The organism is Luteimonas mephitis DSM 12574, from assembly GCF_000422305.1.
GTDB lineage: Bacteria > Pseudomonadota > Gammaproteobacteria > Xanthomonadales > Xanthomonadaceae > Luteimonas > Luteimonas mephitis.
In genome coordinates, this window is the sequence record NZ_KE383817.1 from 198,040 (window position 1) to 219,394 (window position 21,355).

General features: G+C 70.0%; 16 protein-coding genes and 1 pseudogene. 11 read left to right on the plus strand and 6 right to left on the minus strand.

Going from position 1 to position 21,355, the window contains the following annotated elements; translation table 11 throughout:
• Positions 1 to 47: 47 nt before the first annotated feature.
• Together H570_RS0114675 and grxC are read right to left on the minus strand one after the other, a co-directional pair.
• On the minus strand, positions 48 to 383 hold the full coding sequence (locus tag H570_RS0114675; RefSeq protein WP_417473087.1) for a carboxymuconolactone decarboxylase family protein: 336 nt from the start codon (positions 381 to 383) through the stop codon (positions 48 to 50).
• Positions 384 to 445: 62 nt separating this feature from the next.
• A complete protein-coding gene (gene grxC, locus H570_RS0114680) occupies positions 446 to 724 on the minus strand; it encodes a glutaredoxin 3 (RefSeq protein ID WP_027081398.1) in 279 nt (92 codons plus the stop codon).
• Between the two features lie 181 nt (positions 725 to 905).
• Here grxC and H570_RS0114685 point away from each other — a divergent pair, with 181 nt between their 5' ends.
• The 6 genes and pseudogenes from H570_RS0114685 to H570_RS19270 all read left to right on the plus strand — a co-directional run.
• Positions 906 to 2,483 (plus strand): M48 family metalloprotease, encoded by a 1,578-nt coding sequence (locus H570_RS0114685; protein WP_027081399.1) that lies wholly within the window; start codon positions 906 to 908, stop codon positions 2,481 to 2,483.
• Between the two features lie 182 nt (positions 2,484 to 2,665).
• Entirely contained in the window at positions 2,666 to 3,355 is a 690-nt protein-coding gene (gene phoB / locus H570_RS0114690) for a phosphate regulon transcriptional regulator PhoB (protein ID WP_027081400.1), read from the plus strand.
• A gap of 170 nt (positions 3,356 to 3,525) precedes the next feature.
• Entirely contained in the window at positions 3,526 to 4,884 is a 1,359-nt protein-coding gene (phoR, locus tag H570_RS17775) for a phosphate regulon sensor histidine kinase PhoR (RefSeq protein ID WP_051176484.1), read from the plus strand.
• A complete protein-coding gene (gene ppk1, locus H570_RS0114700; protein WP_156900003.1) occupies positions 4,881 to 6,974 on the plus strand; it encodes a polyphosphate kinase 1 in 2,094 nt (697 codons plus the stop codon). The genes phoR and ppk1 overlap by 4 nt, the downstream gene beginning before the upstream one ends.
• Positions 6,971 to 8,521 (plus strand): exopolyphosphatase, encoded by a 1,551-nt coding sequence (gene ppx, locus H570_RS0114705; protein WP_051176456.1) that lies wholly within the window; start codon positions 6,971 to 6,973, stop codon positions 8,519 to 8,521. The genes ppk1 and ppx overlap by 4 nt, the downstream gene beginning before the upstream one ends.
• Positions 8,522 to 8,698: 177 nt before the next feature.
• A pseudogene (locus tag H570_RS19270) lies at positions 8,699 to 8,986 on the plus strand (glycosyltransferase); the annotation flags it as partial.
• Between the two features lie 185 nt (positions 8,987 to 9,171).
• On the opposite strand, the gene creD reads toward H570_RS19270, so the two are convergent.
• The 3 genes from creD to creB all read right to left on the minus strand — a co-directional run bounded on the left by creD (position 9,172) and on the right by creB (position 12,823).
• Entirely contained in the window at positions 9,172 to 10,524 is a 1,353-nt protein-coding gene (gene creD / locus H570_RS0114715; RefSeq protein WP_027081404.1) for a cell envelope integrity protein CreD, read from the minus strand.
• A gap of 116 nt (positions 10,525 to 10,640) precedes the next feature.
• Positions 10,641 to 12,080 carry a two-component system sensor histidine kinase CreC gene (gene creC, locus H570_RS0114720; protein ID WP_027081405.1) on the minus strand — a complete coding sequence of 480 codons (1,440 nt, stop codon included), beginning with the start codon at positions 12,078 to 12,080 and terminating at the stop codon, positions 10,641 to 10,643.
• Positions 12,081 to 12,130: 50 nt separating this feature from the next.
• Positions 12,131 to 12,823 (minus strand): two-component system response regulator CreB, encoded by a 693-nt coding sequence (creB, locus tag H570_RS0114725; protein ID WP_036136451.1) that lies wholly within the window; start codon positions 12,821 to 12,823, stop codon positions 12,131 to 12,133.
• A 140-nt stretch (positions 12,824 to 12,963) separates the two neighbouring features.
• On the opposite strand from creB, the gene H570_RS0114730 reads away from it, so the two are divergent.
• A complete protein-coding gene (locus H570_RS0114730) occupies positions 12,964 to 13,821 on the plus strand; it encodes a 23S rRNA (adenine(2030)-N(6))-methyltransferase RlmJ (protein WP_036136454.1) in 858 nt (285 codons plus the stop codon).
• Positions 13,822 to 13,975: 154 nt separating this feature from the next.
• On the opposite strand, the gene H570_RS17780 is transcribed toward H570_RS0114730, so the two are convergent.
• The gene (locus H570_RS17780) at positions 13,976 to 14,917 is read right to left on the minus strand and encodes a cation diffusion facilitator family transporter (protein WP_051176457.1); all 942 of its coding nucleotides are present in this window, start codon (positions 14,915 to 14,917) and stop codon (positions 13,976 to 13,978) included.
• A gap of 129 nt (positions 14,918 to 15,046) precedes the next feature.
• Here H570_RS17780 and H570_RS0114740 point away from each other — a divergent pair, with 129 nt between their 5' ends.
• The 4 genes from H570_RS0114740 to H570_RS17785 all read left to right on the plus strand — a co-directional run bounded on the left by H570_RS0114740 (position 15,047) and on the right by H570_RS17785 (position 21,256).
• A complete protein-coding gene (locus H570_RS0114740) occupies positions 15,047 to 15,616 on the plus strand; it encodes a GNAT family N-acetyltransferase (RefSeq protein WP_027081408.1) in 570 nt (189 codons plus the stop codon).
• A 58-nt stretch (positions 15,617 to 15,674) separates the two neighbouring features.
• Entirely contained in the window at positions 15,675 to 19,271 is a 3,597-nt protein-coding gene (mfd, locus tag H570_RS0114745; RefSeq protein ID WP_027081409.1) for a transcription-repair coupling factor, read from the plus strand.
• Positions 19,272 to 19,449: 178 nt separating this feature from the next.
• Positions 19,450 to 20,166 carry a UMP kinase gene (gene pyrH / locus H570_RS0114750; RefSeq protein ID WP_027081410.1) on the plus strand — a complete coding sequence of 239 codons (717 nt, stop codon included), beginning with the start codon at positions 19,450 to 19,452 and terminating at the stop codon, positions 20,164 to 20,166.
• Positions 20,167 to 20,347: 181 nt separating this feature from the next.
• The gene (locus H570_RS17785) at positions 20,348 to 21,256 is read left to right on the plus strand and encodes a cation diffusion facilitator family transporter (protein WP_051176458.1); all 909 of its coding nucleotides are present in this window, start codon (positions 20,348 to 20,350) and stop codon (positions 21,254 to 21,256) included.
• Positions 21,257 to 21,355 lie beyond the last annotated feature (99 nt).

The window sequence follows — 21,355 nt, forward strand, 5'->3', positions numbered from 1 at the left end:
CATGCGAAGGCGTGGATGTCGCCTGCGGGCAGGCGCCGCCGTGGTCTTCAGCCGTGGTCGTGCACGGCCGGCGCGCCCGCTTCGCCCTGCTCCAGCCGGTCGAGGAAATCCACCGCGCGTCGCAGGTGCGGAATCACGATGCTGCCGCCGACCACCAGCCCCACCGAGAACGCCTCGAACATCTCGTCGCGGGTGACGCCGGCATCGCGGCACTGGGCCACGTGGTAGCTGATGCAGTCGTCGCAGCGCAGCACCAGCGACGCCACCAGGCCCAGCAGTTCCTTGGTCTTCACATCCAGCGCGCCGGCCTGGTAGGCCTGGGTGTCGAGCGCGAAGAACCGCCGCACCACCTGATTGGGCTCGGCCAGGATCCTGTCGTTCATCCTCTGCCGGAATTCGGTGAACTCGGCGATGCGGTCGCCCTCGCCTCCTGCCTTGCCCGCGCTCACGAGGCTTCCCCGGCGAGCAGCGGCTCGAGCTTGCCGGCGCGGTGCAGCGCCATCAGGTCGTCGTAGCCGCCCACGTGGGTCTCGCCGATGAAGATCTGCGGCACGCTGGTGCGGCGCGCGAGCGCGACCATCTTCTCGCGCTGCGCCGGGTCGGTGTCGATCCGCACTTCGTTCCAGTCCAGGCCGCGGCTCTTGAGGAAGTTCTTGGCGGCGACGCAATAGCCGCAGGTGGCGCTGGTGTAGAGGGTGATCTGCGGCTGGGACGGGGCATTCAAGGCGGACTCCTGAAACTCGGCGGGCCATGCATGGTCGAATGTTGCGGCCCGGATGCCAAGCGTCAACCTCCGTGCATGGAACACTGAATGACCCCGCGTGGCGGGTCAGGGCCTGTTAACGCGGCTCGACGCGGCCCTGCCCATCCTGCACCCTGCACCCATGCTCCATCGAAGAGACCCCATGCGCCTACCTGCCGCCGTCGCCGCCCTGATGTTCGCCGTCGCCAGCGTGTGCGCACCCGCGCAGGAGGGCGCGCGCCTGCCCGACATCGGCTCCTCCGCCGGCACCGTGCTCAGCCCCGCCGACCAGAAGGCCTACGGCCAGATGATGCTGGCCCAGCTGCGCAACTACGACTACATCCTCGAGGACCCGCTGGTCGACACCTGGCTGCGCGGTCTCGGCAGCCGGCTCGCCGCCGCCAGCGACGACCCCAGGCAGTCCTTCACCTTCTTCATGATGAAGGACCGCCAGGTCAACGCCTTCGCCACCGTGGGCGGCTATGTCGGCGTCAACGCGGGGCTGGTGCTGGTGGCCGACACCGAGGACGAGGTCGCCGGCGTGCTCGGCCACGAGATCGCGCACGTCACCCAGTCGCACGTGCTGCGCAGCGTCGAGCGCGCGCAGCGCGACAGCGTGCCGATCCTGCTGGCGATGCTGGGCGCGATCGCGATCGCGCAGTCCGGCAGCAGTTCGTCGGGCGACGCGGCGATGGCGGCCATGGCCAGCGCCCAGGGCATCGCCGCGCAGCGCCAGATCAACTACACCCGCAGCAACGAATCGGAGGCCGACCGCATCGGTATCCGCACCATGGCGCGCAGCGGCTACGACCCCGCGGCGATGGCGCAGATGTTCGAGCGCATGCAGGCACTGGAGCGCGGCAACCAGGGCGGCGAGAAGGACCGCACCCCGGACTACCTGCGCAGCCACCCGGTCACCACCACCCGCATCGCCGAGGCCAAGGAGCGCGCGGCGAAGATGGCGCAGGACGATCCGCGCTTCGTCCCCGCGTTCACCTCCAGCGACAACCCGCTGCTGCCGTCCTCGCTGCAGATCAGTACCGCGCCCGCGGGCGGCGACAGCGTCCAGTTCGGCTGGGTGCGCGAGCGCCTGCGCGCGCTCAGCGCCAACACGCCGACGGCGGCGATCAACGAATACGAGCGCATGCGCCGCATCGGCGAGCTCAGCGCCGCGCAGCGCTACGGGCTGGCGTACGCCCACCTTCTCGCCGGCCACGGCGACGACGCGGCGAAGGAGCTGGCGCCGCTGCTGGACAGGTACCCCGGCGACACCTGGCTGCTGCTGGCGATGGCCCAGGCCAAGGCGCGCGCCGGAAACCCTGCGGCGGCCTATGCGATCTTCGAGGACATGCTGGCGCGGATGCCGCGCAACCGCGCGGTTGCGCTGACCTATGCCGGGGTGCTGGCCGAACGCAACAACGCCGCCGCCGGCAAGCGCGCGCAGGACGTTCTGCGGCCGCTGCTGGCCAGCGCCGGGGACGACCCGCTGTTCCAGAGCACGTTCGCCCGGGTCAACGAGATCGCCGGCGACCCGATCCGCGCCGGCGAGGCGTGGGCCGAGGCCGCCTACCTCAACGGTCGCCCGGAGCGGGCCCTGGTCCAGCTCAACAACCTGAAGAAGCGCAGCGACCTGGACTATTACGCCCGCGCCCGCATCGACGCGCGCATCGCCGCGATCACGCCATCGGTGCTCGAGCTGCGGCGCCAGGGCGTCCGCGACCCGGATCTGGATCGGAGATAGGGATCTGGGATCTGGGATCTGGGATCTTGGGGCTAGGGGCTGAGGGCTGAGGGCTGGGCTCGAAGACAATCGGCGCTGCTCCAGCCCCAACCTCCAGATCCCGGGCCTGTCACGTCTCTGTCACAAAAACGTAGTCTACTGGCCGCATCCGGAGTCCCACGGAATCCCAGACGCGACCCGCCATGCAGAAGCGCATCCTGATCGTCGACGACGAACCCGCCATCCGCGACATGGTCGCCTTCGCGCTGCGCAAGGGCGATTACGAGCCCGCGCATGCCGGCGATGCGCGCGAGGCGCAGGAATCGATCGCGGACCGGGTCCCGGACCTGATCCTGCTCGACTGGATGCTGCCGGGCACCAGCGGCATCGAACTGGCCCGCCGCTGGCGCCGCGACGACCTGACCCGCGAGGTGCCGATCATCATGCTCACCGCGCGCGGCGAGGAGAACGATCGCGTCGGCGGCCTGGAAGCAGGCGTCGACGACTACGTGGTCAAGCCGTTCTCCGCGCGCGAACTGCTGGCGCGCATCCGCGCGGTGATGCGGCGCTCACGCGATGACGACGAGGACGGCAGCGTCAGCGTCGGCGCGCTGCGCATCGACGGCACCGCGCACCGGGTGTTCGCGCACGGCGAGCCGGTCCAGATCGGGCCGACCGAGTACCGGCTGCTGCACTTCTTCATGACCCATCCCGAGCGCGTCTACACGCGCACCCAGCTGCTGGACCACGTCTGGGGTGGCAACGTCTACGTCGAGGAGCGGACGGTCGACGTGCACATCCGGCGCCTGCGCAAGACGCTGGAGCCTTCGGCGCTGGACAACATGGTGCAAACGGTGCGCGGCGCCGGTTACCGCTTCTCCGCCGCGGTGTGACGAGCGCGATCGTGCACGCGGGGCCGCGCGGTCCGCTGCCATTTGTCGCACGCCGCACCGATGCCCGGACCACGGCGGCTTTTCCAAACCCGGCGCGCGGCCCGTACTATCGTGGCATCGCGAACTCTCCTGCCACCGGTTCCGGCACCACCCATCCCGGCCTTCCGATGATGCCTCCCCACACCCGCCGCGCATGGACCAGGACGCTCGGCCAGCTTGCATTGGTGCTGGTCGCGTCGCTGCTGGCCGGGCTGGTGGTCGGCCAGCCGTGGCCGCTGCTCGCGGTCGCCGCGCTGGGCGTGGTCGCGTGGCATTACTGGAAACTGCGCGACGTGCTGCTGCGGCTGACCGCGCGCCAGCGGGTCGAACCGTCCGGCGGCGACGGCGTGTGGAACGAGCTCGACCGGCTGCTGTACCGAACCCAGGAGGAAATGCGCGGCCGCAAGCGGCGCTTGGTCGAAATGCTGCGTGCCTACAGCGCCGCCGCAGCCGCCCTGCCCGACGCGGTGGTGGTGATCGAACGCAACAACCAGCGCGTGCGCTGGTTCAACGACGCCGCGACCCGGCTGCTGGGCCTGCGCTACCCCGACGACGTCGACGCCGGGGTCGGCGAACGCCTGCAGCCGCTGCCGGTCTCGCGCTGGCTGGCGGCCGGCCGCCACGCCGAGCCGATGATCGATGCGGCATCGCCGGTCGACCCGTCTTTGCGCCTGAGCCTGCGCCTGATCCCGTATTCGGATGAACTCTGGCTGCTGGTCGCGCGCGACGTGAGCAAGATGATGCGGCTGGAGCACATGCGCCGCGACTTCGTCGCCAACGTCTCGCATGAACTGCGGACGCCGCTGACGGTGGTGCACGGCTACCTCGACATGCTCGACCCGGACGAACAGCCCGAATGGGCGCCCATCCTGCAGGAAATGCGCCGCCAGTCGCAGCGCATGACCCAGCTGGTCGAAGACCTGCTGACGCTGTCGCGGCTGGAGGCCCAGGACGGCGTGGTCGACGAGGAGGTGGCGATGGATTCGATGCTGGTGACGCTGCGGCGCGAGGCCGAGGCGCTGAGCCAGCGCCGCCATGCCATCAGCGTCGAGGACAGCGCCGGCGTCGACCTGCTTGGTTCGACGCGCGAGCTGCACAGCGCATTTTCCAACCTGGTCGGCAACGCAGTGCGCTACACGCCGGCGGGCGGCAGCATCGCCATCGCCTTCGCCCGCAGCGTGGACGGCGGTGCCGAGCTGTCGGTGCGCGACAGCGGCTACGGCATCCCGGCCGCGCACCTGCCGCGCATCACCGAACGCTTCTACCGCGTCTCCACCAGCCGTTCGCGCGAATCCGGCGGCACCGGACTGGGCCTGGCGATCGTCAAGCACATCCTGCAGCTGCACCAGGCGCGGCTGGAAATCGACAGCGAAGTCGGCCGCGGCAGCACCTTCAGTTGCCGCTTCGGACCCGAGCGCGTCCACCCCCGCGACCGCGTCGCCGCCTCCGCTCCCGCTGCGTCCATCCCGACTTCCGTGCCCGGCCCATGAATCCTCCCGTTCCCGCGATGGATCCCCCGGCCGACAACGATCCGCTGCGCGATCCGTCGCTGTACTTCAACCGCGAGCTGTCGCAGCTGGACTTCAACTTCCGGGTACTGGCCCAGGCGCGCGACGAGTCGGTGCCGCTGCTCGAACGCCTGCGCTTCCTGTGCATCTCCTGCACCAACCTGGATGAATTCTTCGAGATCCGCGCCGCCACCGTGCGCCATGCGCAGGATTTCGCGGTGCCGGTCGCCGCCGACGGCATGTCGCCGGCCACGCTGCTGCGCCGCATCCACGACCGCGCCGCCGAACTGGTCGACGCGCAGTACCGCTGCTGGAGCGACGAGCTTCGCCCGGCCCTTTCCGCCAGCGGCGTGCGCGTGCTCGGGCGCGAGTCGTGGAACGCGCGCCAGGAACGCTGGCTGCGCGCCTACTTCCGCGAGGAGATCATGCCGGTGCTGTCGCCGCTCGGCCTGGACCCGGCGCACCCGTTCCCGAAGATCCTCAACAAGTCGCTCAACATCGTGGTCGTGCTCAAGGGCCAGGACGCGTTCGGGCGCACCGGCCACCTGGCGATCGTGCGCGCACCGCGCTCGCTGCCGCGCATCATCCAGATGCCGCAGAAGGTGTCGGGCGGCGAGTACGACTTCGTGTTCCTGTCGTCGGTGCTGTCGGAGTTCGTCGAGGAAATGTTCCCGGGGATGGAGGTCAAGGGCGCCTACCAGTTCCGCGTCACCCGCAACTCCGAACTGATCGTCGACGAGGACGAGGTCGAGAACCTGGCACTGGCGCTGCGCGACGAACTGGTCGGCCGCGGCTACCTGCGGGCGATGCGGCTGGAAATCGCGGCCAACTGCCCGAAGCCGATCGTGCAGACGCTGCTGGAGAACTTCGAACTGCCGGCCAACGCGGTGTACCGGATCCACGGCGCGGTCAACCTCAACCGCATCATCCAGATCTACGACCAGGTCGACCGCCCGGACCTGAAGTACCCGCCCTTCGTGCCGCGCCAGCTGGCGGGCAGCGACGCGATGTTCGAACGCGTGGCCACCGGCGACGTGCTGCTGCACCACCCGTTCGATGCGTTCACGCCGGTGCTGGAGCTGATCCGCCAGGCCGCCGAGGACCCGAGCGTGCTGGCGATCAAGCAGACCCTGTACCGCACCGCGAAGGACTCGGCGATCATCGAGCACCTGGTGCAGGCCGCGCGCAACGGCAAGGACGTCACCGCGGTGGTCGAGCTGCGCGCGCGCTTCGACGAGGAGGCCAACCTCGCCTTCGCCGACCGGCTGCAGGAAGCCGGCGTGCAGGTCGTCTATGGCGTGGTCGGCTACAAGACCCACGCCAAGATGCTGCTGGTGGTGCGCCGCGAGGGCCGCAAGCTGCGCCGCTACGTGCACCTGGGCACCGGCAACTACCACGCCGGCACCGCGCGCGCCTACACCGACCTGGGGTTGATCACCGCCGATCCGGCGATCGGCAACGACGTGCACCTGATCTTCCAGCAGCTGTCCGGGCTGGCGCCGGCGATCCGGCTCGAACGCCTGCTGCAGTCGCCGTTCACCCTGCACGCCGGGGTGCTGGCGCGGATCGAACGCGAGGCCGCGCACGCCCGCGCCGGCCGCACGGGCCGCATCGTCGCCAAGATGAACGCGCTCAACGAACCGCAGGTGATCCGCGCGCTGTACGCGGCCTCGAACGACGGCGTGCAGATCGACCTGGTCGTGCGCGGCGCCTGCACGCTGCGCCCCGGCGTGGCGGGCGTTTCGGAGAACATCCGCGTGCGCTCGATCGTCGGTCGCTTCCTCGAGCACAGCCGCGTGTACTGGTTCGGCAACGACGGCGACCCCGACCTGTTCTGCACCAGCGCCGACTGGCTGGAACGCAACCTGCTGCGGCGGGTGGAAACCGGATTCCCGATCCTCGATCCGTCGATCGCAGCGCGCATCCAGGACGAAGTGCTCGACAACTACCTGGCCGACAACCTCAACGCCTGGGAGCTGCAGGCCGACGGCGGCTATCGCAAGGTCGAACCGCGCGAGGGCGAGATGCCGCACTCGGCGCAGGCCGCGCTGCTGGCGAAGATCTGCACATGAGCCCGACCACTGCCGCCCTGCCTGGCTTCGTCCCCACCACCGCCGAGCCGCTGCGCGACGGCGACATGCTCGCCGCCATCGACCTGGGCTCCAACAGCTTCCACATGGTGGTGGCGCGCTACACGCTGGGGCAGCTGCGCATCGTCGACCGCCTGCGCGAAACCGTGCGCCTGGCCGAAGGCCTGGACGGCAAGGGCGGATTGACGCTCGAAGTACGGCAGCGCGCATTCGAATGCCTGTCGCGCTTCGGCCAGCGCATCCGTGACATACCCCGGCAGCACGTGCGCGCGGTGGCCACCAACACGGTGCGCGCACTGTCGGCGCCGCAGGCGTTCCTGGTGCCGGCGGAAACCGCGCTCGGCCACGTCATCGAGGTCATCGCCGGCCGCGAGGAAGCGCGCCTGGTCTACCTCGGCGTCGCCCATGCGCAGCCGCCGAAGAACGGCCTCCTGCGGCTGGTGATCGACATCGGCGGCGGCTCCACCGAATGCATCATCGGCTCGGGCTTCGACGCCATCGAGCGCGAGAGCCTGCAGGTCGGCTGCGTCGCCAGCACCCGGCGATTCTTCGAAAGCGGCAAGCTCACGCGCAGGAAGTGGAACGACGCGCTGGTCGAGGTCACCGCCGAGTTCCTGCAGTTCGCCGGCACCTATCGCACGCTGGGCTGGCAGGAAGTGCTGGGCTCGTCGGGCACCAACAAGGCGATCGGCGACATCTGCGCGGCGATGAACCTCACCAAGGGTTCGGTCACCGCCGAAGCGCTGCCGCAGGTGCGCGAGCGGCTGCTGCGCGCCGGCCGCATCGACGACATCGACCTGCCCGGCCTGTCGGACGAACGGCGGCCGATCATCGCCGGCGGCGTGCTGGTGCTGGAAGCGGCATTCGCCGCGCTCGGCCTGCAGCGCATGGCGGTGAGCAAGGCGGCGCTGCGCGAGGGCGTGCTGTACGACATGCTCGGCAGGAACCGCGACGAGGATCCGCGCGATGCCTCGGTTGCCGCGCTGATGCTGCGCTACGGCGTCGATGCCGACCAGGCGGTGCGCGTGGAAAGCACCGCGCTGGCGCTGTTCGACCAGGTCGCCGCGGCGTGGCGGCTTGGCCCCGACGACCGCCTGCTGCTCGGCTGGGCCGCGCGCCTGCACGAGGTGGGCCTGGCCATCGCCCACAGCCAATACCACGTGCATGGGGCCTACGTGCTGGAGCATTCCGACATCGCAGGCTTCTCGCGCCAGGAGCAGCAGTTCATCGCCGCGCTGGTGCGCACCCATCGGCGCAAGATCCCCAAGGCCGCGTTCAACGCCCTGCCCGAGCGCCTGCTGTCGTCCGCGCGGCGCACCGCCGCGCTGCTGCGCATCGCGGTGCTGCTGCATCGCGGCTACGACGCGCGCGAGATCGCGCGCCTGGACGCCGCCGCCGAAGGCCGCTCGCTGGCCGTCGCGCTGGCCCGCGAATGGCTCGAACCGCGCCCGCTGCTGCGCGCGGACATGGCCAGCGAACCGGCGCTGATGGCGCCGCTGGACGTCGCGCTGGCATTTGACGTGCTGTAGCGCTTTTCCGCACCATCATTCGCCGTGCAAGCCCGGCACGACACGCGCCGGCGATGTCGACCTGCACCGTGGCGACGCGGGCGCGCCGCCTGTCACCGAACCGCCACCACCGTGCAATACGCGCTTCATCGCTGGCCGCGACCATGCCCGCATCCGCCGCTGCCCGCCGGGCCACCGATGCACCATGCGATCGTCACCGAAACCTGGCCACCCGAGATCAACGGCGTTGCGCTGACGGTGCGGGCCCTGGAACGGGGATTGCGCGCGCGCAGCCACGACGTGTCGCTGGTGCGGTCGCGGCAGTCGCCGGCGCAGGCCGAGCAAGCCGGTGAAACGCTGGTGCGCGGCGCCGGCCTGCCGCGCTAACCGGGATTGAAGTTCGGTCTGCCGGCCACCGGGCGATTGTTGCGGCTGTGGCGCGAGTCCCGCCCCGATGCGGTCTACGTCGCCACCAAAGGCCCTCTCATCGCCCTGATGCCGATGCGCGTATCGCTGTGGCTGGTGCCCGGCGTAAGCCGGCTTTCCTGAGCAGCCCTCCCGGAACGACGTAGGTCGGGGCTACGCCCCCGACCTGCGGCCGCTCCCGCGACTGGCGCGGGTGCGGGAAGCAGTCCTGCCTTCGCCGCACCGCGCGCCATGCGAGGATGTCGTCAGCCCGTCGCCGAAATCCGATACCAGTCCACCTTGCGCGTCAGCACCATGATCGCGGCCAGGATCACGAACAGCAGGCCGGCGCCGAGCACCAGCGCGTTGTCCTCGGAAACCAGCAGCCCATAGAGCGCCGCGTACAGCGTCGCCAGCATCGTCGCGAAACCCACGCCGCGCAGCGTGCTGTGCAGCACCGCGCTGAGATAGAAGCCAAGCAGCCCGATGCACGCTGCGCTCGCGGCGAGGTATGCCCAGCCGAACTCGACGTGCTCGGACAGGCTGACCAGCAGCAGGAAGAAGATCGCCAGGGCCAGGCCGACCAGGCCGTACTGGATCGGGTGGATGCGCAGCTGCTTGATCAGCTCGAACATGAAGAAGCCGACGAAGGTCAGCGCCACGAACAGCAGGCCGTACTTGGTGGCGCGATCGGCCTTGGTATAGATATCGACCGGGTCGATCAGCGCCAGCCCGATGCTGTCGATGCCCGACAGCGCGTCTGGCTCCGAGAGCGCCTTCCCGCCGCGCTGCATCTCGCGCAGGTACAGCGCCTGGGTGTTCGCGGCCAGCGCGGGCAGCTCCCACTGCGCGCGGAAGCCGTCGTTGCCCACGTCCAGCGTCCCCGGCGACAGGGTGCCGATGGAACTCGGGTGCGGCCACGGCGAGTCGAGCGCGACATGGTTGCTGTCGCCCAGCGGCACCACGTCCAGCGCTTCGGTCCCGGCCAGGGTGAAATCGAAGCGGGTCTGCAGCTTCAGCTGCTGCCCCGCCAGCGGCACCGGCAGCTGCGCATGCACGCCGCCACCGCCCTGTTCGTCCAGTCCCTGCAGCACCGGCATCTCGCGCCCGTCCACGCGCAGCCGCGGCTTTCCGCGCAGGCCGCGCACATCACCGATGGCGTAGCCCAGCCGCGGCTGGCCGATGCTGCGCGCACGCGCAGGCGCGCCCTCGCCCAGGGCCGCATCGGCGGGAATGCGCACGTCGAAGCTTGCCTGCGCATGCCCTTGCCATGCGTAAACGCGCACCTTGTACAGCCCGCTCCTGCGGATTTCCGGCCGCAGGGTCCCGCCGACATCCAGCGTCTTCGGGAAGAACACCCACTGTCGCTCCTCGATGCGCTGCACGGTCTGCTCGACGCCGTACTTGTCGCGCTCGACCACCTCGACCTGCTCGCGATACGGCACCACCAGTACCGGCCCGGCGAACGATTGCCGTCCGGCAACGCTGCGCGCCACCTTCTCCACCGCCTGCGCGCGATAGCCCTCGCGTTCCTGGATGACCCCGCGGATCATCGTCAGTGGCACCAGGATGGCCAGGGTCAGGCCCAGCACCATCAGTATCTTCAAGCCCAGTCGCATCGTGCTTCCCCTCGTCGTAGTGAGGGCTGCACGATGGGCGCACGACGCGGCGGCACGATGATGCGACGGTGAAGTGGTGGTGAAGCGCGCCCTCGCAGGAGCGGCGGGAGTGGCTCCTACAAGGTGCTTGCAAGCGGCAGCTCGAGCGTGGCAACGGCGCCGCCGCCCTCTCGGTTGGCCAGCACGGCGTGGCCGCCATGCAGCTGCGCCACCTGCGCAACGAAGCACAGCCCCAGGCCGCTGCTGCGGCTGCCACCGTCGGGGCGCGGCAGCGAGTAGAAGCGTTCGAACACACGGCCGATGGCGTAGTCCGGCACGCCGGGTCCGCGATCGGCCACGTCGATCCGCAGCGCGCTTCCCGCCCGCTGCACCGCGACCTCGACCACGCTGCCGCGCGGCGCGAAGTCGATCGCGTTGTCGAGCAGGTTGGCGATGGCCTGCCGCAGCAGGAATGGATCGCCCTCGGCCACGGCGGCGGCATCAACGTCGTCGCGCACCAGCGTCACGCCCGCTGCTTTTGCTTCGGTCTCCACCTGCGCCATCGCGTCGTCGACCAGCATGGCCAGCGCCACCGGCTCGGGCTGCTCGATGCGCTGGCGGTGCTCGACCGCCGCCAGTGCCAGCAGCTTGTCGATCATCTGCGCCATCCGTTCGCCCTGCGCGCGGATGGTGGCGACGAAGCGGGCGCGGTCGGCCTCGGGCAGCGGCGATTCGAGCAGTTCGGCGCTGCCGCGGATCGCCGACAGCGGGCTCTTGAGTTCGTGCGTGAGCGCGTGCACGTATTGCTCGACGTACTGCTTGCCCTCTAGCCGGTCGCGCATGGTCTGCAGCGCGCGGCCGAGGTCGCCGAACTCGCCGGCGGTCTTCGGCAGCTCGACGCGCTCGCCCGCGGTGACCGCCTGCGCGTAGCGCTGCAATCGCCCGACCTGGCGCGACAGCCACCATGCCGCCAGCACCCCGACCAGCAGGGCGGTGCCCAGCAGCACCAGGCCCCAGCGCAGCACCGCCCGCTGGCTGCGCTCGATGAACGGCGCGATCGCCTGGTTCGGCTTGGCCACGGTCAGCACGCCGGAGATGCGGCCGTCGGCGTCTCGGATCGGCGCGGCGACGTGCATCACCGTGGAATTCTCGTCGACGGGATCGCTGCGGGTGGAGCGCGCGCCGTACTCCCCGCGCAGGGTGAGGTAGACGTCGTTCCAGCGCGAGTAATCGCGGCCGATGTCGCGGCCGGTCGAATCGAACACCACGATGCCGCGCGCATCGGTGACGTACACGCGGTAATCGGCCGAGTGTTTGCGGAAGCCCCAGATCCGCGCATCGATGTCGCGGGCGGCCAGGCCGCGCACGCGGGCGGCGAAGCGGCCATCGTTGATGCGTCCCGCGAGGAAGTCGTCGCTGGCCAGTTCCGCCAGCACGTTGGCGGTGTCGGCGAGCGTGTCCTCCATCGCCTGGCGCACGCCCGGCTTGACCTGCTGCACGAACACGTTGCCCAGCAGCCACGCGGCCAGCGCGACGATGACGAAGTACCCCAGCAGGATGCGCAGGCCGATCTTCATCCGCGCGACCTTACCCGTGGGTCCGTGGCATGCGGGAATCCGGCACGGCGTCAGTGCCCCGCCGCGTCGAGCGAATAGCCGAGGCCGCGATGGGTGTGGATCGGATCGTCGTCCGGCGCCAGCGCGCGCAGCTTGGCGCGCAGGGTCTTGACGTGGGTGTCGACGGTGCGGTCGCCGCTTTCCAGCGCATCGCCCCAGACGCGGTCCATCAGCTGCGCGCGCGACAGCACCGCGCCGGGCCGCGCGAGCAGCGCGGCGAGCAGGCCGTATTCGTAGCGGGTCAGGTCGAGCGCATGGCCGCGGTAGCGGATGCGCATGCCCTCGGCATCGTGTTCGAACGCGCCCGCGGAACGCGTCGATGCCGGCGCGTGCCCGGTGGCGGCGTGCACCCGCCGCAGCAGCGCGCGCACCCGCGCCACCAACTCGCGCGGCGAGAACGGCTTGACCACGTAGTCGTCGGCGCCCAGCTCCAGTCCGAGCACGCGATCGGCCTCGGCGTCGCGCGCGGTGAGGAAGATCACCGGCAGGTCGCGCTCGCGACGCAGTTCGCGGCACAGGGCGAAGCCGCCGATGTCCGGCAGGCCGACGTCGAGGATCACCAGGTCGTGGTGCGCCGCGCGCGCGGCTTGCAGCGCGGCCTGCCCGGTCAGGCAGTGCTCGGCCGCGAAGCCCTCCGCGCGCAGCGCGTAGAGCACGGTGTCGGCGATGGCGGTTTCGTCTTCGACGAGGAGGATCGAGGGCATGGCGGAAGGCCGGGATTCTGGATTCGCAATGGCGGGCTCCGGCAAGGCTACGGCCTTCCACGGGGTTCGTCACCGCCGGCGACCGGCACATACGCGCTACGCTTCCTCGAATCCCCGCCCCCGAGTCCGATCCCGGCCGCATGAATTACCGCCACGCCTTCCACGCCGGCAACCACGCCGATGTCCTCAAGCACGTCGCGCTGCTCGCGGTCTGCGATGCGCTGGTCGCCAAGCCGTCGCCCTGCTTCGCGCTCGACACCCACGCCGGCCGCGGACTGTACCGGCTCGGATCGGCGTCGGCCCAGCGCACCGGCGAGGCCGATGACGGCATCGGTCGGCTGCTGGTCGAGCGCCCGCGCACGCCGGCGATCACGCGCTACCTGGCCGCGGTGGAGGCCTGCCGGGCGATCCACGGCCACGACGCCTACCCCGGCTCGCCGTGGCTGCTGGCATACGCGCTGCGCGATTCCGACCGCATCGCCTGCTGCGAGCTGCAGCCGGTTGAAGCGGCTGCGCTGCGTGCGAACTTCGCCGGCGATGGCCGCGTCGTGGTGCACGAGCGCGACGGTTACGCGGCGATCCGCGCGCTGCTGCCGCCGAAGCACGGCGCGATCCGCTATGGCCGCGGCCTGGTGCTGGTCGACCCCCCCTACGAGGCCCAGCTCGACGAGTTCGACGCCGCGCTGGCCGCGCTGAAGGAAGCGCTGGCGCGGTGGCCGCAGGCCACCTGCGCGCTGTGGTACCCCATCAAGCAGCGGCGGGTGCTTCAACCATTCCTGCGCAAGGCTGCGCGGCTGCCGGCGAAATCCGCACTGGTCGCCGAACTGCTGGTGCGCCCGGACGATTCGCCGCTGCGCATGAATGGCAGCGGCCTGCTCCTGCTCAACGCCCCGTGGCAGCTCGATTCCACCCTGCAACCTGCGCTGCGCGGGCTGCAAGGCGCACTGGGCGAAACGGGCGCGTCGACGCGCCTGGAGTGGCTGCGGTCACCGGCGTAGGTCCGCGATCACATTCGCAGGGCCGGCTGCAGCCGCGTGCGCTTGCAGGACACGACCGTTGCGCAAGGAGTTCGCGGCTGAAGCCGCTCCTGCAAGGAGCAAGCGGGCATCGGGATGCATGCGGCGTTTGCCGGTGCGACCCGTGCGCACCGGCTCACTCCGCCGGTGCCGGACTCCCATGCGTGTCGTCGTCTGCGATGTCGGGCTCGAAGAAGCTCCAGCGCACCTCGGGGAACTGCGCCTGCATCGCCTGTTCAACCGCGTTGATCTGACGCAGCAGCGCCGCCGCGTCGCGCGCTTCATGCATCCGGGCCTTCACCGACACCATCACGTCGTTGCCCAGCTGCAGGGTGATCAGGTTGTAGACACCTGCGATCTCCGGGCGCGCCTCCAGGTAGGCGCGCATCTGCGCTTGCCGCTCGGGGTGCACGCCCTGCCCGATCAGCATCGCCTTGACCTCGATCGCGACGAACACCGCCACCACGATCAGCAGCGCGCCAATGGCGATGGTGCCGATGGCGTCCCACGCCGGGTTGCCGGTGGCGACCGCCAGCAGCACCGCACCGAGCGCGAATGCCAGCCCCAGCAGCGCCGCGAGGTCTTCGCCGAAAATCACCACCAGCTCCGCCTGGCGGCTGCCGCGGAACCACTGCCACAGGCTGCGATCGCCGCGCGCCTTGTTCACTTCCTGCAGGCAGGCGCGCATCGAGAACGCCTCGGCGACGATGCCGAACGCCAGCACGCCCGCCGCCCACCACCACTGCCGCAGCGGCTCGGGGTGCTGCAGCTTGTGGATGCCCTCATAGAGCGAAAACATGCCGCCGACGGTGAACAGCATCACCGCCACCAGGAACGACCAGAAATAGATCGCCTTGCCGTAGCCCAGCGGGTAGTCGGGCGAAGGCGGCCGCCTGGACTGCCGCATCCCCAGCAGCAGCAGCAGCTGGTTGCCGCAGTCGGCGAGCGAATGCACGGTTTCGGCCAGCATCGCGCTGGAGCCGGTGAAGAATGCCGCCACGCCCTTGGCGCAGGCGATCGCGAAATTGGCGCCGAGCGCGAAGAAAATCGCGCGGGCGGAGTCGCCGCTGCCGGCCATCGGTTTAGATCCCTTGCGTCGTGACGGGCGATGTTGAAGGCTCGACGCCCGATGCGCAACGCGGGCACCCAACACCCCTTCTTCACGGCATCTAGGTTTCTTTAACGCCATGGATGCGATCTTCAACCCATGAGCACACGAAACCGGCTCCCGCCGTGGCATGAACGGATCCGACTGGCCAATGGCCGCGAAATCCTGATCCGGCCGATCCGCGCCGACGACGCCGAGCCGCTGCGCGCATCGTTCGCACTGCTGCAGCCCGAAGAAGTGCGCCAGCGCTTCGGTCACATGGTCACGGAACTCAGCCCGGAAACGGTCCAGCGCCTGACCCAGCCGCAGCCGAGGACCGAATTCGCGCTCGTGGCCGCGGAACCCCTGCCGCCGGGCGAGGCGCTGGTCGGCGCGGTCGCACGCGCGGCGATCACGCCAGGCACCCGCGATGCGGAGTTCGCGATCCTGGTCAGCCGCTATGTCGCCGGCATGGGGCTGGGCCGGCACCTGATGCGCCGATTGGTGCGCTGGGCCAGGGGCAAGAAGCTCGACCACCTGCATGGCGACGTGCTCGAGGGCAACCAGCCGATGCTGGCGTTGCTCAAGTCGCTGGGATTCCGCCGCGAAAGCTCGGCAACGCCCGGGCTGGTGCGGGTCACCCTGGACCTGGCGGCAAGCGGCGAACGGCCCGCCGGCGCAAACAGCTAAAATGCGCACTCCTCCGCCGGGCGCATCGCGTCCGGCGCTTTCGTTGTTGCGTGCACTGATGCCCCAGATCCCGAAATCCCCCGCCTTCCCTCCTCCCCCGCTGCCGATGGCCGGCCAGCAGCGCGCGTACTGGCGCCAGCCGGCCAGCGCCAGTGCGCTGGCGTGGTCGATCGCCGGCGCCGCGCGCGCCCACGACGGCCCGCTGCTGGCGATCACCCGCGACAACCAGGCCGCGCACCAGCTCGCGTCCGACCTGCACACGCTGCTCGGCGGCGACGACGCCCTGCCGGTGCTGAACTTCCCCGACTGGGAAACCCTGCCCTACGACCGCTTCAGCCCGCACCCCGAGATCGTCTCGCAGCGGCTGGCCACGCTGCACCGGCTGCCCGCGCTCGAGCGCGGTGCGATCGTGATCGTCCCGGTGCAGACGCTGATGCAGCGGCTGGCGCCGCTGTCGTACGTGGTCGGCAACACGTTCGACATGCGCGTGGGCCAGAAGTTGGACCTGGACGCCGAGAAGCGACGGCTGGAAGCCGCCGGCTACCGCAACGTGCCGCAGGTGTTCGATCCGGGCGACTTCGCGGTGCGCGGCGCGCTGCTCGACGTGTACCCGATGGGCGCGGACGTGCCGTTCCGGGTCGAGCTGTTCGACGACGTCATCGACACCATGCGCGGCTTCGATCCGGAAACCCAGCGCTCGCTGGACAAGGTCGAGGCGGTGCAACTGCTGCCGGGCCGCGAGGTGCCGCTGGACGAGGCCGCGACGGCGCGCGCGATGGACGCACTGCGCGAGCGCTTCGACATCGACACCCGCCGCAGCGCGCTGTTCCAGGATTTGAAATCCGGCCACGCGCCGGCGGGCATCGAGTACTACCTGCCGCTGTTCTTCGAGGCCCCGCGCGCAGGCATTCGCGGCCCCGATCCGCACGGCGCCACCGCAACGCTGTTCGACTACCTCGGCGGCGGCGCGCTACCGCTGCTGGGCGCAGGCGTGCAGGAAGCAGCCGATCAGTTCTGGAAGCAGACTGGCGAGCGCTACGAGCAGCGCCGCCACGACATCGAGCGCCCGCTGCTGCCGCCCGCCGAGCTTTACCTGCCGCCAGATGCCCTGCGCGAACGACTCAATGCCGGCGCGCGCATCGAAGTCTGCGGCCCGCAGCACCCGCGCCACGCGCAGGCCGCGGCGCTGGGCGACCAGCCGGCGCCGGAGCTGCCGCTGGTGGTGAAGGATGCGCAGCCGGCGGCGGCGCTGAAGTCGTTCCTGGGCAGCTATCCCGGCCAGGTGCTGATTGCCGCAGACACCGCCGGCCGCCGCGAGGCGTTGCTGGAGGTGTTGCAGGCCGCCGATATTCGACCGGAGGTGCTGGCTTCGTTCCAGGACTTCATTGCCGGCGTCGGGCGTCGCGGCAGCGTCGCTCCAACGGCGGCGGTTGATCCGTCCGCGCAGCGGATGGACAACGCGTACATTGCCGTCGCACCTCTCGACGACGGCTTCGCGCTCGACGCCGACGCTGCCGGCGGTGTCCCGTTCGCCATCCTCACCGAACGCCAGCTGTTCCCGGAGCGCGCCTCGCATCCGCGCCGCCGCAGGCGCGCAGGGCGCGAGCCCGAGGCGATCATCCGCGACCTGGGCGAGCTGTCCGAAGGCGCGCCGATCGTGCACGAGGACCATGGCGTCGGCCGCTACCGCGGCCTGGTCACGCTGGCCGCCGGCGGCCAGCCCGGCGAATACCTCGAGATCGAATACGCCAAGGGCGACCGCCTGTACGTGCCGGTCGCGCAGCTGCACCTGGTCAGCCGCTACTCCGGCGCCTCCGCGGAGACCGCGCCGCTGCATTCGCTCGGCGGAGAGCAGTGGACCAAGGCCAGGAAGAAGGCCGCCGAGAAGGTCCGCGACGTCGCCGCCGAGCTGCTCGAGATCCAGGCCAGGCGCCAGGCGCGCGCGGGGCTGGCGATCGACGTCGACCGGGCGATGTACGAGCCGTTCGCCGCCGCGTTCCCGTTCGAGGAAACACCCGACCAGCACAGCGCGATCGAGGCGGTGATCCGTGACCTCGCAAGCTCGCAGCCGATGGATCGGGTGGTGTGCGGCGACGTCGGCTTCGGCAAGACCGAGGTCGCGGTGCGCGCCGCGTTCGTCGCCGCCACCGCCGGCAGGCAGGTCGCGGTGCTGGTCCCGACCACGCTGCTGGCCGAGCAGCATTACCGCACCATGGCCGACCGCTTCGCCGACTGGCCGATCCGGGTCGAGGTACTGTCCCGCTTCAAGAGCAGCAAGGAGATCAAGGCCGAGTTGGAAAAGCTCGCCGCGGGCAAGATCGACGTCATCGTCGGCACCCATCGCCTGCTGCAGCCGGACGTGAAGTTCAAGGACTTGGGGCTGGTGATCGTCGACGAGGAGCAGCGTTTCGGCGTGCGCCAGAAGGAGGCGCTCAAGGCGCTGCGCGCCAACGTGCACCTGCTGACCCTGACGGCAACACCCATTCCGCGCACGCTCAACATGGCGATGGCCGGCCTGCGCGACCTGGCGATCATCGCCACCCCGCCCGCGCACCGCCTCGCGGTGCAGACCTTCGTGGTGCCGTGGGACGACGCGCAGCTGCGCGAAGCCTTCGAGCGCGAGCTGGCACGCGGCGGCCAGGTGTATTTCCTGCACAACGACGTCGAGAGCATCGGCCGCATGCAGCGCGAGCTGCAGGAACTGGTGCCGGAAGCGCGGATCGGCATCGCCCACGGCCAGATGCCGGAGCGCGAGCTGGAGCGGGTGATGCTCGACTTCCACAAGCAGCGCTTCAACGTGCTGCTGTGCTCGACCATCATCGAGTCGGGCATCGACATCCCCAACGCCAACACCATCATCATCAACCGCGCCGACAAGTTCGGCCTCGCCCAGCTGCACCAGCTGCGCGGGCGCGTCGGGCGCTCGCACCACCGCGCCTATGCGTACCTGGTGATCCCGGACAAGCGCTCGATCACCTCCGATGCGCGCAAGCGGCTGGACGCGATCGCGGCGATGGACGAACTCGGCGCCGGCTTCACCCTGGCCACCCACGACCTGGAGATCCGCGGCGCCGGCGAACTGCTCGGCGAGGACCAGAGCGGGCAGATGGCCGAAGTCGGCTTCAGCCTCTACACCGAACTGCTCGAACGCGCGGTGCGCAGCATCAAGGCCGGCAAGCTGCCGGACGAGGATGCCATCCATGACCGCGGCGCCGAGGTGCTGCTGAACGTGCCGGCGCTGATCCCCGAGGACTACCTGCCCGACGTGCACACGCGCCTGATGCTTTACAAGCGCATCAGCTCGGCGCGCAGCGCGGAGGACCTGCGCGAACTGCAGGTGGAGATGATCGATCGCTTCGGCCTGCTTCCGGACCCGGTGAAGCACCTGTTCGCCAGCGCCGAACTGAAGCTGCAGGCCGACGCGCTTGGCGTCCGCAAGCTCGATCTCGGGCCGAACGGCGGGCGCCTGCAGTTCGTCGAGAAGCCCGACGTCGACCCGATGTCGGTGATCCGCCTGATCCAGGGCCAGCCGAAACACTACCGCATGGACGGCCCGGACAAGCTGCGCATCACCCTCGACCTGCCCGACGCGGCGACCCGCTTCAATGCGGCGCGCGGATTGCTCACCGCGCTGCGGCCGGATCGGGCTGCGTAACTCCGATTCCTGCAGGAGGGCGGCAGCCGCGAGCTTTCAGCTTCTCCTGCGAAGGCAGGGAAAGGGCAAGATCAAAAGCTCGCGGCTGCCGCCGCTCCTGCATTCGGCTCCCGGATTTCGAATCACCAATCCCGGCCCATCGGCTAGAATTGCCGCGTTTGCCCGCCCGGAGCCCCCCATGTCGCAGCCCCTCGCCTATCGCCGCATCCTGCTCAAACTGTCCGGCGAGGCCCTGATGGGTGACGAGGATTACGGCATCGACCCGAAGGTGATCGGCCGGCTCGCGCGCGAGGTGATCGAGGCGCAGCAGGCGGGTGCCGAAATCGGCGTGGTGATCGGCGGCGGCAACATCTTCCGCGGCGCCGGCCTGGCGGCCGGCGGCATGGACCGGGTGACCGGCGACCAGATGGGCATGCTGGCCACCGTGATCAACGCGCTGGCGATGCAGGATGCGCTGGAAAAGCTCGGCGCGCGGGTGCGGGTGATGAGTGCGATCAAGATCAACGACGTGTGCGAGGACTACATCCGCCGCCGCGCCATCCGCCACCTCGAAAAGGGCCGGATCGCGATCTTCGCCGCCGGGACCGGCAACCCGTTCTTCACCACCGACTCGGGTGCCGCGCTGCGTGCGATCGAGATCGGCGCCGACCTGCTGCTCAAGGCCACCAAGGTCGACGGCGTGTACGACTCGGACCCGAAGAAGAACCCGGACGCCAAGCGCTTCGACACGCTGGGCTACGACGAGGTCATCGCCCGCAACCTCAACGTGATGGACACCGCCGCGTTCGCGCTGGCCCGTGACAGCAACCTGCCGCTGCGGATCTTCGACATGAGCCAGCCCGGCGTGCTGCTGCGGATCCTGCGCGGTGAGGAGATCGGGACGCTGGTGAGGTGAAAGCGGGGATTCGGGATTGGGGATTGGGGATTGGGGATTGGGGATTCGAAAGAGCATGATGCGTCGGCTTTCCCACCCGATGCGATGGAGATGCCTCCGCATTTTCGAATCCCGAATCCCGAATTCCCAATCCCCGCCGTGAAATAGTGTCCGCTGCCCGCCGGTGGCAGCATGCCGCCCCATGCACGGACACTCCCATTCGCACCAGCACGGCTCGTCGACGCGCGCGTTCGCGACGATCACCCTCGTCAACCTTGCCTACACGGCGCTGGAAGCCGGCTATGGCTTCGCCACCGATTCGCTGGCGCTGCTGTCCGATGCGCTGCACAACTTCGGCGACGTGCTCGGGCTAGGCCTGGCCTGGGGCGCGGCGGCGCTGGCCAGGCGCCGCCCCACCGAGCGCCACACCTACGGCTGGCGGCGCGCGACGCTGCTGTCGCCGCTGGCCAATGCCACGCTGCTGATCGCCTTTTCCGGCGCGCTGACCTGGGAGGCGCTGCGCCGGCTCGGCGCGCCGCCGCAGATCCCCGGCATGCCGGTGATCGTGGTCGCGGCGATCGGCATCGTCGTCAACCTCGGCGCGGCCTGGTTCGTGCGCGACGGCCACGCCAACGACCTCAATCGCCGCGGCGCCTTCCTGCACCTGGTGGCCGATGCCGCGGTGTCGCTTGCCGCGGTGCTGGCCGGCATGGGCATGTTGTGGCTGGGCTGGTCCTGGCTCGACCCGGTGACCGCGCTGCTGGTCGGCGCGGTGGTTGCCATCGGCGCGTTCGCACTGCTGCGCGACAGTTTCAACGCCACCATGGATGCGGTGCCCGACAGCATCGACCAGGCCGCGGTGCGGGCCTTCCTTGCCGGCCAGCCGGGAGTGACGGCGGTCCATCACCTTCACATCTGGGCGCTGGGCTCGGATGAGATCGCGATGACCGCGCATCTGGTCCGGGGCGACGCCGACGACCACGATGCGTTCCTCGCCGCCGTCGCGCACGATCTGGAGGATCGTTTCGGCATCCAGCACCCGACCCTGCAGATCGAGCGCAGCGGCGCCTGCGGGCAGGATGCGCACGCCGAGGCGGTGCACCGGCATTGAGGACGCCCGCCCGCCTGCCCCTCCACGCGCCGACTTGTGCAGGAGCGGCTTCAGGCCGCGAGCTCTTTTCCCAACGACCCGGATACGCCTGGAAAGCTC